Below are 12,928 nucleotides of genomic sequence, written 5' to 3' on the forward strand. Positions count from 1 at the left end.
GATCGATTTTTTCATGGACGTCCCTCTCGTGTCGATTTGCGACGATATTGGGGATGTCGTTCGTCTGCTGTCCATGCATTTCGTCGAAAATTGATCGAAACGACAATATGTTACGCGACGCGCGGTTTCTCTAATCGTTCGCTGCGTTTTGGCGGGGATTTCGGTAATGGCGCAAGGCGCCCTCCGCTCAATGTCCGGGCAAAGGCAGGCGATATGCGCAGGATGATCTGCGCCACGACAATCGAAGCGCCGAGCACCAGCAGCGGATGGAGAATCAGGAAGGCGGGGTACAGCGGCGATCCCACAGGCCCGGTCCACTGGCCGATGAACGGTCCACCAAGCCAGATCAGGATCAGGTGGCAGCAGAAGAGGAAGAACGCATAAGGCTCTATCGCCAGCAATGCATCGCGCATCCTCGAAGTCGCCAGCGCATTGGCCATCCGCCAGAAAAACAGTGCAGCCGCGATCCGCGTTACCAGATCCAGCGCCGCCATGGCATGCGGCTGAGTTGTCGGGAAAGGCGCGGGGGGTAGCGACAGCGCCACCTTCACCGGAACGAGGATCGCGAAGGGCAGCAGCGCCAGCAGAGCCGGGAGCGCAGCAGTCCGCTCGGCCAGCGAAAGACGCCGCGCGATCATCCCCGACAGGAAGAAGAACAGGATGATCGGCCGCAGCAATATCGGTTGCGGCCATCCCCCGATGGCCAGCGCCGCAACGGCCAATGCCAGCAGCGCCATGCCGCGCACCGGAAGGCGTACGAGCAAAGGCGCGACGATCATGCAGATGAACAGGTCGCGCAGGAACGGCATCTGTACATTTATGTCCGGCGCGCGCGTGAGGGCCAGCATTTCCTCGACTACCCAGCCCACGCTGTGCGGGGTGGGCGCGAGTATCCAGCCAGCCGCCGCCGCGCCCGATACGCACAGGATCGCAATGGCGTTCCAAAGCAGCATCGGCAGCAGGATCGTACGTGCCTTCCCGGCGACATGCTGCCGCCAGTCCAGCACGCGGCGCGATCCGGCGACCAGATAGCCCGATATCATGCCAAGCAACGGAACCGCGCTTTTGCCCAGCCCCTCCATCAGCGTCCAGCGCAGCATTTCCTGCCCGGACCCGACCAATTGCGCCAGTTCCTCCCCCGTACGTCCGGTCCAGGCATGCACATAAACGACGCCGAGAATACAGAGGACGCGGGCAATGCCGATGGCGTCGTTGCGGGGATGGGTAACGGGTGAGGGAGGCAAGCAGGGGTTCCGGTGCGGTTCTAACGAGCGGGGAGCGTAACGATTGCGGGAGGAATTGTCAGCCTTTGGAGGTGGGGCGGGGTATCGACGGGATTGATGGCGACGCCCGTCATTCGTCAGGCCAATAAACCCTCGTCATCCTGAACTTGTTTCAGGATCCATCGTGCCCCAGGCGTAGCGCCAAGAGGAGGAATGGATCCTGAAACAAGTTCAGGATGACGGATGACCGTAAGGCGCGCCGTCTCACCCACAACACCCCCCACACAAGAAAAGGGCCGGGAAATCGCTCTCCCGGCCCCAATTCGTAGTGCGTGACCGCAGGACTTAGAAGTCCATGCCGCCCATGCCACCCATGCCGCCCATGCCACCGGGCATGCCGCCACCGGCCTTGTCGTCGCTCGGGCTGTCGCTGATCGCCGCTTCCGTGGTGATCAACAGGCCAGCAACCGATGCCGCGTCCTGCAGAGCGGTACGAACGACCTTGGTCGGGTCGATCACGCCAGCAGCGACGAGGTTTTCATAGACGTCGGTCGAAGCGTTGTAGCCACGGGTTTCGTCATTTTCGCGCAGCAGGTTGCCTGCAACGACGGCGCCATCGACGCCTGCGTTCTGGGCGATCTGCTTGACAGGTGCAGTGATTGCCTTGCGGATGATGTCGATACCGCGGGTCTGGTCGTCGTTCGCGCCCTTGAGGCCTTCGAGAGCCTTGGTTGCGTACAGCAGAGCCGTACCGCCGCCGGGAACGATGCCTTCTTCAACGGCAGCGCGGGTAGCGTGGAGAGCGTCGTCGACGCGATCCTTGCGTTCCTTCACTTCCACTTCGGTCGAACCGCCGACCTTGATGACGGCAACGCCGCCAGCAAGCTTGGCAAGACGTTCCTGCAGCTTTTCCTTGTCGTAGTCGCTGGTCGTGTTCTCGATCTGCGCACGGATGGCTTCCACGCGGCCCTTGATCGCATCGGCATCGCCGGCGCCATCAACGATGGTGGTGTTGTCCTTGTCGATCGTGACGCGCTTGGCGGTGCCGAGCATACCGATCGTGACGTTTTCGAGCTTGATGCCGAGGTCTTCGGAAATCATCTCGCCCTTCGTCAGGATCGCGATGTCTTCCAGCATCGCCTTGCGACGATCGCCAAAGCCAGGCGCCTTGACTGCTGCAACCTTCAGGCCACCGCGCAGCTTGTTGACGACCAGGGTCGCCAGTGCTTCGCCTTCGATGTCTTCGGCGATGATCAGGAGCGGACGGCCCGACTGAACGACGGCTTCCAGAATGGGAAGGATCGCCTGCAGGTTCGACAGCTTCTTTTCGTGGATCAGGATGTAAGGATCCTGAAGCTCGACGAGCATCTTTTCCGGGTTCGTGATGAAGTAAGGCGACAGGTAACCGCGGTCGAACTGCATACCTTCCACGACGTCCAGTTCGAAGTCGAGGCCCTTGGCTTCTTCAACGGTGATGACGCCTTCCTTGCCGACGCGCTCCATGGCTTCGGCAATCTTTTCGCCGACGATGGTGTCGCCATTTGCCGAAATGATGCCAACCTGAGCGACTTCGGAAGAACCCGAAACCGGCTTGGAACGTGCCTTGAGGTCTTCGACAACCTTGAGAACGGCCAGATCGATGCCGCGCTTCAGGTCCATCGGGTTGATGCCGGCAGCAACCGACTTCATGCCTTCACGGACGATTGCCTGCGCCAATACGGTCGCAGTGGTCGTGCCGTCGCCAGCGATGTCGTTGGTCTTCGAAGCGACTTCGCGGACCATCTGCGCGCCCATGTTCTCGAACTTGTCTTTCAGTTCGATTTCCTTGGCGACGGTAACGCCGTCCTTGGTGATGCGGGGCGCACCGAAGCTCTTGTCGATGACCACGTTACGGCCTTTGGGGCCCAGCGTTACCTTGACCGCGTCGGCCAGGATATCGACACCACGCAGAATGCGCTCACGCGCGTCGCGGGAGAATTTTACGTCTTTTGCAGCCATGAGAAATTACCTCTGCTATTGTTCAACTGTCATCCCAGCGAAAGCTGGGATCTCAATTCTTTCTGCTTCGTACGTCCCTCAAGAAGAGGGATCCCCGCTTTCGCTGGGATGACGAAGCAAGGCGTTAGCCAACGATCCCGAGGATGTCCGATTCCTTCATGATGATCAGGTCTTCGCCTTCGACCTTCACTTCGGTGCCCGACCATTTGCCGAACAGAATCTTGTCGCCAGCCTTGACGTCGAGCGGCGTAACCTTGCCATCTTCGGCCTTGGTGCCGGTGCCGACGGAGACGACTTCGCCTTCCTGCGGCTTTTCCTTGGCGGTGTCGGGGATGATGATGCCGCCAGCGGTTTTCGCTTCGGCTTCGATGCGACGGACCAGTACGCGGTCATGCAACGGACGGAATGCCATAAATTTGCCTTTCCCTTCGAGAAGGGAACGAACGACAGCGGCCTCGATGCGAACGGGACATGATTGTCATGCCCTTGGCTCCACAATCGATGGTCCGACTCTCTCCCGCTCCCAGTGAACTTCTGTTTGTTAGCACTCTCCAGTGAAGAGTGCCAGCGCCGCAGATATGGTTCTGCGCTATTCCTGGTCAAGACCTCTTAAAAGAAAAATGTGACGGTTTGAGGGGGTAGGTGAGGCAGGTCGCATGATGCGCGGGCATTGAAGCGACCATCGCAAAGCATTAGTTGAGCAGCAGGTTCGGAACGGAAGGCAGCACCCCTTGGCATTTGTACGCAGCGCATGGCGCATATTGGTCGGCATCAAGGACGCGCTGGTGCTGTTGTTCCTGCTGTTGTTCTTCGGCTTGCTCTACACCGCGCTGTCTTATTCCCCAGCGCCGGTCGCCAGCGTGTCGAGCGGTGCGCTCGTGCTCGATCTGGAAGGCGTGGTGGTTGAGCAACCGCAGGACATCAATCCACTGGCGTCGCTGCCGGGCCGCGCGCCGCAGATGAAGGAATATCGCCTGCGCGATGTCGTCACGGCGCTGGACGCGGCAAAGACCGACGGCAACGTCAAGGCCGTGGTTCTCAACCTCGACGGATTCCTTGGCGGCGGGCAAGTCGCTTTGTCGCGCATCGGCAAGGCACTCGATGACGTGCGCGCCGCGAAAAAGCCGGTGCTGGCGTATGCCACGCTCTACAGCGCCGATGGCTATCAACTGGCCGCCCATGCCAGCGAAGTGTGGCTCAATCCCTTCGGTCAGGTCGTGCTGGCCGGACCGGGCGGATCGCGGCTCTATTACAAGGGGCTGATCGACAAGCTGGGCGTGACCACGCATGTCTATCGCGTGGGCACCTACAAGAGCTTCGTCGAACCCTATATTCGCGCCGATCAGTCGCCCGAAGCGAAGCAGGCGGATCAGGCGCTGGCCGGTGCGCTGTGGCAGAACTGGCTGGATGAAGTCGGCAAGGCACGGCCCAAGGCAAAGCTGGCCGCCTATGTCGCCGATCCGCTGGCAGCGGCGCAGGCCGTGCGAGGCGATCTGCCCAAGGCCGCCGTGAATGCCGGACTGATCGACAAATTGGGTGAGGAATCGGCTTTCGCCGCGCGCGTCGCGGCATTGGTCGGGCCAAGCAATGACAAGAAACCCGGCACCTTCGCGGCCATCGATTATGCGCGCTATGTGAAGGCGAACACGCCGGCCAATAACGGCCAGATCGGCGTGCTGACCATCGCGGGCGAAATCGTCGATGGCGAAGCCGGTCCCGGCACGGCGGCGGGCGATACGCTGTCCGACCTGCTATATACGGCGCTCACCGAAAAGTCGCTCAAGGCACTGGTGATCCGCGTCGATTCGCCCGGCGGGTCGGTGCTGGCGTCGGAGAAAATTCGCGGCGCTATCATGGAGGCGAAGCGGCGCGGCCTGCCGGTCGTGGTGTCGATGGGCAATGTCGCGGCGAGCGGCGGCTATTGGGTGTCCACCCCCGCCGACCGCATCTTTGCCGAGCCGGGGACAATCACCGGCTCCATCGGCGTGTTCGGCATCCTGCCGAGCTTCGAAGGGACGTTGGCGAAAATCGGCGTCACCACCGACGGATCGAAGACCACCCCGCTATCGGGCGAACCCGATCTGGCCGGTGGCGTCAGCCCACAATTCGATGCCATCGCGCAGGCAGGCGTGGAGCAAGTCTACACCCGCTTCGTCGGGCTGGTGGCCAAGGCGCGCGGGCGGACGCCAGCACAGATCGACGGCATCGCGCAGGGCCGAGTCTGGGATGGCGGCACCGCGCGGCAGATCGGCCTGGTCGATCAGTTCGGCGGACTGGAAGACGCCATCGCCGCCGCGGCAAAACTCGCCAAGCTCGATCCCGCCACCGCCAAACCCTATTACATCGAAAAAGCCCCCGACAAATTCGCGCAATTCATCGAAAACTGGATGAGCGACGGCGCGGAGGAAGCCGCGATCCCGACCGACCTGCTGGGACGGCAGGCATGGATCCAGCGCCAATGGGCGATGCAGGCCGTAGCCGATGCACAGGGGCTGGTAACCGGCGGCGCCATGAAAGCCGCCTGCCTGGAATGCCGCGGCTACGGCGCACCGCAGCCAGTGGCGGCGGGCGAGGAGAAATCGTTCTGGGCGATGCTGGTGGGGAAGCTTTGGTAGGGGCCTGAGTCCTTGTCGTCGCCCCGGCGAAGGCTGGGGTCTCAGGCAGGAGCAGAATGAAGACTGCCCACGCGCTGCCATAATGCGAACCGCGCCTCGCGCCATGCCCGACTGTTGCCCGCCTCCGCCTGAGATGCCAGCCTTCGCTGGCATGACGGTGGGGGGCTTCGGCTCACCACCCAAAATCCGCTCCCCCCTCTCAAACCCGTCACCCCAGCGAAGGCTGGGGTCTCCGGCGTCAGGGGATGAAGCCCGAAATATCGCGCAGAGGAAGCACTGCCGCTCTCTCCCCTTGCTAGGATGGCCCTCCGTTTGGAGTCTGCGCGGCCAGATTTGGGCTAAGACCGCTACTTGTATTATAATTCCTCGGGACCGCCAGCCAGAAGAGATTCGATCGTGGTCCAGACTGTTAGTGTCTGGGCCACTCAGCGGGTGGGCGCAGATCTCTTAGGGATGTGACGTTCCTGGTGGAAGATCTCGTACTCCCCGGCGGGGCCGTTTGATCTCGATTGCCATATCCTCCGATCGTGCGGGATTAGAAGCATCGATCTCATGATCACGGCTCCGCGAGACCACCGTGTCAGTGTGAACAGGCCAACGTCCAGATTTTTGGCCGTCTCTCGCCGCGTCCAGTCGCTCTTGCGCGCAAGACGCGCCGCTTCAGCCGCAAACTCTGTCGTACATCTTATACAGTCATGCGCCTAACGCTCCTGCATCTCGCTCAGTTTGCGTTCCCAGGCGAGGGCGTGGGTAACGATCTGGTCGAGGTTGGCATATTGTGACTTCCAGGGAAAGTGGCTCATAATCGCCAGGTTGTCAGAGATAAGCGCCGCCGGATCACCCGGACGGCGTCCTTCCAACTGCCGCTCGATCTTTATGTTTGTCACCCTATCGACTGCGTCGAGTACTTCGAGAACCGAATAACCTCGGCCATAGCCGCAATTCAACTGGTGGCTTGTCGACGGATCCGCCAGTAGCGCCTCCAGCGCCAGGACGTGCGCCGCCGCCAGATCCGACACATGGATATAGTCGCGCACGCCCGTGCCGTCCGGCGTATCGAAGTCGGTCCCGAACACGCTCACATGCGCGCGCTTGCCGAGCGCTGCCTCAACCGCCACCTTGATGAGATGCGTAGCGCCTGCGGTCGATTGGCCGGTACGCGCGTGCGGATCGGCACCCGCCACGTTGAAATAGCGTAGCGCGCAGTAGTTCATCGGATGCGCAGCCGCGACGTCCGCCAGCATCGCCTCGGTCATCAGCTTCGACATGCCATAGGGATTGATCGGTCGCTGCGGCGCATCCTCCCGCACCGGGATTTCCTCCGGCGTGCCATAAGTGGCGGCCGTCGAAGAGAAAATGAAATGCGGCACGCCGCAGCGGACGGCGCTCTCGATCAGAGCGCGGCTCTTGACTGTATTGTTGTGATAATATTTCAGCGGATCGGACACCGATTCCGGCACCACGACCGACCCGGCAAAATGCATGATCGCGCCGATATTCTGCTCACGCAGCAACGCTTCGACCAACGGCTGATCCGCGATATCGCCGCGGGTAAAATGCACGTCCTGCGGAACGGCCCAGCGGAAGCCGGTCACCAGATTGTCGATAACCGCGACCCGCCAGCCGGCATCACGCAGCGCCAGAACCGCATGACTGCCGATATAGCCAGCCCCGCCGGTCACCAAAACTGTGGGCTTATCCGTCATATCCGTCTCTCCATTTCGTGGCGGTCGCAGGTAATTCGCGTCTGGATTCGGATACCGTGGACATCTCGGCATCGCCAGCGGTGGACTGGACCGGTGGCCGCCAAAGCAAGACCATCACCGTCGGCACGAGCATGGTGTTGATCAGATCGTGCAGCGAAGAGCCAAGGTCGTTCTCAACGCTTCCGGGGGGACGCGACATGTCGAGGGCTTCGTTGGTCAGTTCGATCCCGAACAGCAATAGCCAAGGCACGAGCAGCGACGATCTCCCGCGCAGCACATATTGGCAGGCGATGAAGACCAGCATCCCCACCTGCGCATGAAGCGCGTCGGAACTGAAGCCGACGATGTGCTCCACCTCCATTTTCATCTGGCTCCAGCCAAGCGCGATGATGTGCAGGTTCATCTCCCGAGGACTGCCCGGCGCGCGCACAGTCCAGCAACTTTTTCCACATCCTGCGAGCGAGGGCGGGTCGTGCCATCGCCGACGAGGAGCAGTGCATTTTGCACATCGCCCGTGCGTTCAGGTTCCAGCGTAAGGACATGCGCGCCTTCGGGACGCATGTACCGCCTGCACCACTGACCTGCGGACGCGGCGGCGAAACCTCCCCGTAAGGCGCGGATCGTGATCTGTGTATCATCCAGAACGAGCCGGATCGCGGTGGGGCCAGCATCCAGCAGGTTCCATTCGGCGGGGATAAGCAGGCGGACGGCGCCGGGGGTCGCGTCCGTCCAATGATCGGCGATCAGGAGTCCGCTGGGTATGTGCGCGGCAATCCGGCAAACGGTGCCTTCGCGCATCGGAATGAAGCCACCGACTGCCGGGAAGTCCAACACCGCCAGTTCTGCTGGAGGGATCAGCCGTGCGCTGTTCATCCGCCCGACCTTGAAGCAGCCCAGATACTCGACCGGCTCGCTATCAATGAACCGGGGGCCGTTGTGGCTGGCCGCCGACCGCTCGAAGCTGCGCTCCTGCCCAGTGGAATATTGCGCCGTCCCCGGATCGACGATCAGCCGCTTGCCGTCGACGTCCAGTTCCACGGATAGGAAATCGGCGTGACCGTGACCAGGGTTCCAGGGAGGGCCGATCTCACCTGCATCCATCCAGAGCGAGAAGCGGTCGGTACGCAAGCGCGCATAGCCCGCATCGGCCAGAATGCCGGGTAATGGCTCGGTCATAACCGAAGTGCCCATGATATGGCTCACGGGCGGCACTTCTTCGGTCCAGCTGTCATTGAACAGAGCGATTTCCCCGTCATCATGTGTCATGAACGCCCACGCCCGGCCTGCCGCTATTGCCTTTTCCGCGGCCATTTTCCGTGTCGATGGCCGCAGGAAGTAGGCGTCGGCAAAGATGCGCAAGGACATCACCGTCAGCCCCTGATACATGGCGGAGCGCTCGACCTGCATTCCGTCGGGCAGCACCGTCGCACGAATGATGGCCGATACAGCGCGATCCAGCTTCGCACAAAGGCGCGAGGGCAGGCCGTCGCTGGCGATCCCGTACAGGCAGAGCGCAGCAAGGTTTCGCTCCGTATGATTGTTGCACAGGTCATGCTCCACATTGGCAAGCACGAAGGCGGCGTCGCGGCGGATAAAGGCGCGCAGGCGGGCGCCAACTTCGGCGGAAAGTGCGCCGAGCTTTGCAAGGGCGAGGCCGCTCAGCATCGCCAACAGCCGATGCGATGCTCCATAAGGGGACCAAATGTTCTTAAAGGCGTCAGGGCGATCGATGGTGGCGGCGTGCTCAAAGGAATCCAGCAACGCAAGAACAGTCAACTGATGCGCCGGGTGGCCGCTTGCAATTAGCGAATGCAGTACTTCGCACTGACTGAGCTTCATCCGCCAAAGATGATGATCGTTCTCCTGCGGAAGCCGAAAATACCAGTCGATGTTTTCGATCGCACCGAAATCGACGGTTTCCCCCAACAATGTGAACCGCCCGCAGGAGGCATCGGCGAGGGCTTGGGAGGAGGCCTCGTAATAGGCCGCAATGAAGCCAGCAAGGCTGACGGAGATCGCCAATGAGTCCGGCAGGGCTGGGAGGAGCCTGTTCTTTCGGGCCAAATATCCCGCGTAGATTTTTGGGGCGAGGGGAACCAACCGATTACGCAACTGGCGGCGCACCTGATGTCGCAACATCTGGAATGAAATTCGTGAAAGTGCTTTTAATGTAATGGATAAGCTCATCTGTGTATCGCCGAAATATTGTTCGACACATGTCGATAAATTATGAATATAGATATGAGTGTCATGGAATTGCACAGGAAACGATCATGGATTCTGTTGAACAGACAGTTCAAATCATTGGCGATGCGGAGTATGTCTATGCTGCATCTTCTCGCCACGCATTTCGGATCGACCGTCGCTCTTCCTGCGTCACGATGACCGTGAGGCCGGGTGATCGTGCGAGCTACGATCGTGCCCGGAACCGGCCTTTCGAGCGCGCGGAATTGCTTAGCCGTATCGCGCTGCCTTTCGGCCGCCCGGCGACCATCACGTATTTCCAATATATTGCACCCGGAAGCACTGCGAGCCTGCCGGCAATCATCGGACAGGTTCACAATTCGGCTGAGGCGAGCGAGCGGCCCCTGCCTGCCATTATCGCCATGGAAATGAATGGCGGCGTTCAGCGCATTCTTACGCATTCGGTGCGCGAGCGGTTCGCGCTGGCATCGCCCAAGTCCATGATAAGATGGTCCGCACCAGCGACCTTGGGACGCTGGGTCCACTGGATATGGGAAGTCACGCCCGATCCAGTCGCCGGTCATCTTCGGGTCTGGCGAAACGGAATTGCTATCATCGATTCCACCATGCCGCTCGGCTATAACGATCCCCGCGGGCCGTACTGGCAGTTTGGCATTTATCGAGTGCAGGATCGCGGCGTGATCCGCGTTGCCTATTCGAATATGTCGGTCCGGCTCGGACCGGCGGGTTCCGTCGCGTCGACTCCGCCGCCCCCACCGCGTTGCACCGTCCCTCCTCTGCATTAGAGGCGGAGGCACGAGCAATCCCACGAACATTCCGCCCAATGCCTCCAGGAAAAGGATGCGGGCCGGATAATCGACGCAGGAATGCAGTATCAGCAGGAGGATGCCGCATACCGCGGTCCAGTCTGAGTGTTTTTCCGCAGCCACGCGTTTCGACAGCCCGAACACCGTTCGGCCGAACCACACAAGCCCAAGCAGGACTACCAGGGCCGCCGGAGCCCCGCCCTCAAGTATATACTCAAGGAAGTCGTTGTGCGCGTGGTTTGGATAATAGGGGCTTATGTCCGCGAGCTGCTCGGCGCTGCGGAACACGGGAACGAATGTCCCCATGCCCGAACCTACGGGCCAATATTCGGCAATGGCCCGCACCGTTCCTTGCCAGAAAGCCAGGCGGTCTACATTGCCGGTTGTCAGCCTGTCGATCGCATAGGCTGCTACGCGGTTTCCGCTTAGAACGATCGTCATGCCCGCTGTAGCAACTATCAGTGCAGCAATCGTCGTCCACTTCATGTTGGGGCGTACACCGCCCAAGAGCAGGAGCGCAGCTCCGCCGAAGCTGACCGGCAGCAGAATGAGCCCCATGCGGGAGGTAGTAGCTAGTACCCCCGCCGCGAAGGGGAGGGACAGCACAGGTATCAGCCAGCGTGCCAGCGATCCTTCAGCGTGGGTTTTCGCGCAGGCTGCTGCCATCGGAATGGCCAGCAGCAAAAGCGCCGCCTGATGATTGCGATTGGCGAAGACGCCCGTGGGATATCCCCTATGGGCGGAAGGGTAGATGACTCCCCAATGCCCGCCCGTCACCGATTGCACGGCGGCCACGGCCAAACTTGCGAGCGCGAGCAAAACGGCCAGGTGAAGGAGGAGAAATCTGTCCTCCTGACGAAGGTGCAGCACCGCGATCAGCATAGCTGCACCGGGAAGGAGGCCTGTTAGCCATCTTAATGTGGCCGTCGGATCCAGGCTTTGCGGCGCAGCGCGGCTTCCTTGCCCGAGTGCATCAAGGATATCTGATGCTAGGTCTCGGCCGGGCAGGGCGCGCCATATGGTCGGCGGCAAGGGCACGAGCTGGATCAAGGGAATGGCACACGCCAGTGCGAGTAGAGCAAGAGGCTGCCATGCCGTGCGATCAGGTATCGCGCGGGAGAAACCTGCACAATAATAGCCTGCGACCAGTAAGGCGGCCAGCTTCAGAACCGCCTCGTTCATGGCATAGTCGCTGCCTCCCCCGCTCAGGAAGCAGCACAGAATGAGGAGCAGGCCAGATGGCGCAGTCTTCATCACGGCGGACCGACTGAATGTCGCATTAGCCTTCATTTGGATGGGCTCATCGGCGACATAGCGACGGGCACTATCCGCACCGATGACAGGATAATATCCGCAGGGGCACTTTGGACAGCGCGTCGGGCATTGAGCGAAATTTGTTGTGCCGGGCAAGACGATGTCGGAATGGCAAATTGCCCATCCATTGACCTGAGTGGCAATTTTCCCCGGCCGGGTAGGCAGGACAGCGACCAGCCGATCCGGCCATCGCGAAAGGCGCTCCTGTTGGAATTACCGACGCTGATCCGATAGGTGCCGGGTTTGAGCACAAGCGTTCGCTCCGCCAGCGTACCGAAGGTGCTCCCGTCCATGATAATCCGCACCCCGACGGCTTCCGCCCGAAGTTCTGCGCCAGCCACACGGCGCGCACGCCACTCAAAAGGAGAAATGCGATCATCCGACAGCGAGGTGTCGATTTCGGCAAGTGTTCCGGCGAGATTGTCCGGAGTGGAGCGGTCTCGAATTGCGCGAGACCAGAGGTCTTTAGCGTGCCCATATTCTCCTAGGACGAGCAGTCTCCGCACATAGGGAAGCACTTCATCGCGTGCTGAGGCGATCCCGCCGACGATCATTCCGTCCAGCAATGCCTCATGTCCGTTCGCGGCGTTGCCATCCAGCTTCGTCACGTCCTGCAAGAAGGCGAGGCGCCAAGGTGGCGCATCACGGAAGCGGCCGAGCAGGGCGTCGCGTCCCTCTGCGTCCATGACCAGAGCATGCAAGATCGGGAACAGCCGTGCGGCCTGTACGGGCTTGCGGCGGAGTACCGCGTCGATCCGCTCGACGGCGCTCCGATAGTCCTGCTTCTGCAACGCTTCTTCCAGCAGCCAATATTGGATTTGGCTGTCCCGCCACCCAAGGCGCGCAGACAGATGGACCAGGTTTGCCGCATCGGCGCGCCCGTCCTGTCGTGCGCGAAGCGCCCGGTTCCGCAACTGCCTGCTGTCCAAAACGGAAACCCCGAACGGCGACACGTTCCCGGGGTACGAGACTACGACCGCCCAACTGAGTATCGCCATGAGCGCGGCCGTTCCCACGACCCGGCGTGGCGATGCTCGACGGATGGAGGCAGTCTCGATCAC

At 61.1% G+C, this 12,928-nt stretch carries 9 protein-coding genes and 1 pseudogene; 2 read left to right on the forward strand and 8 right to left on the reverse strand.

Features of this window, described 5'->3' with window-relative positions; translation table 11 throughout:
• Positions 1-110 precede the first annotated feature (110 nt).
• From LQ220_RS03550 to groES, 3 genes are all read right to left on the reverse strand, one after another.
• Positions 111-1,244 carry an acyltransferase gene (locus LQ220_RS03550; protein ID WP_230186882.1) on the reverse strand — a complete coding sequence of 378 codons (1,134 nt, stop codon included), beginning with the start codon at positions 1,242-1,244 and terminating at the stop codon, positions 111-113.
• Positions 1,245-1,568: 324 nt separating this feature from the next.
• Positions 1,569-3,221, reverse strand: coding sequence for a chaperonin GroEL (gene groL, locus LQ220_RS03555; protein WP_230186883.1), 1,653 nt, complete (start codon positions 3,219-3,221; stop codon positions 1,569-1,571).
• Between the two features lie 124 nt (positions 3,222-3,345).
• Entirely contained in the window at positions 3,346-3,633 is a 288-nt protein-coding gene (groES, locus tag LQ220_RS03560; RefSeq protein ID WP_230186884.1) for a co-chaperone GroES, read from the reverse strand.
• A 319-nt stretch (positions 3,634-3,952) separates the two neighbouring features.
• Here groES and sppA point away from each other — a divergent pair, with 319 nt between their 5' ends.
• Complete coding sequence (gene sppA / locus LQ220_RS03565; protein ID WP_230186885.1) at positions 3,953-5,836, forward strand: signal peptide peptidase SppA; 1,884 nt, start codon at positions 3,953-3,955, stop codon at positions 5,834-5,836.
• Between the two features lie 701 nt (positions 5,837-6,537).
• On the opposite strand, the gene galE is transcribed toward sppA, so the two are convergent.
• Genes galE through LQ220_RS03580 form a run of 3 tightly spaced genes read right to left on the reverse strand, consistent with a single transcriptional unit; the run spans position 6,538 to position 9,564 of the window.
• Positions 6,538-7,542, reverse strand: coding sequence for a UDP-glucose 4-epimerase GalE (gene galE, locus LQ220_RS03570; RefSeq protein WP_230186886.1), 1,005 nt, complete (start codon positions 7,540-7,542; stop codon positions 6,538-6,540).
• Complete coding sequence (locus LQ220_RS03575) at positions 7,532-7,945, reverse strand: hypothetical protein (RefSeq protein WP_230186887.1); 414 nt, start codon at positions 7,943-7,945, stop codon at positions 7,532-7,534. The genes galE and LQ220_RS03575 overlap by 11 nt, the downstream gene beginning before the upstream one ends.
• Complete coding sequence (locus LQ220_RS03580; RefSeq protein ID WP_230186888.1) at positions 7,942-9,564, reverse strand: heparinase II/III family protein; 1,623 nt, start codon at positions 9,562-9,564, stop codon at positions 7,942-7,944. Before LQ220_RS03580 ends, LQ220_RS03575 begins: the two co-directional genes overlap by 4 nt.
• A gap of 359 nt (positions 9,565-9,923) precedes the next feature.
• Between LQ220_RS03580 and LQ220_RS24980 the strand changes: the two genes are divergently transcribed.
• Complete coding sequence (locus LQ220_RS24980; protein ID WP_354957072.1) at positions 9,924-10,532, forward strand: heparin lyase I family protein; 609 nt, start codon at positions 9,924-9,926, stop codon at positions 10,530-10,532.
• Positions 10,533-10,739: 207 nt separating this feature from the next.
• On the opposite strand, the pseudogene LQ220_RS24985 reads toward LQ220_RS24980, so the two are convergent.
• Positions 10,740-11,843: pseudogene (locus tag LQ220_RS24985) on the reverse strand (O-antigen ligase family protein); the annotation flags it as partial.
• Positions 11,840-12,928: a hypothetical protein gene (locus LQ220_RS03590; protein ID WP_230186890.1), complete on the reverse strand. Its 1,089-nt coding sequence runs from the start codon at positions 12,926-12,928 to the stop codon at positions 11,840-11,842. The gene LQ220_RS03590 and the pseudogene LQ220_RS24985, both read right to left, overlap by 4 nt.

Source organism: Sphingobium sp. CECT 9361 (assembly GCF_918741285.1).
Classification (GTDB): domain Bacteria; phylum Pseudomonadota; class Alphaproteobacteria; order Sphingomonadales; family Sphingomonadaceae; genus Sphingobium.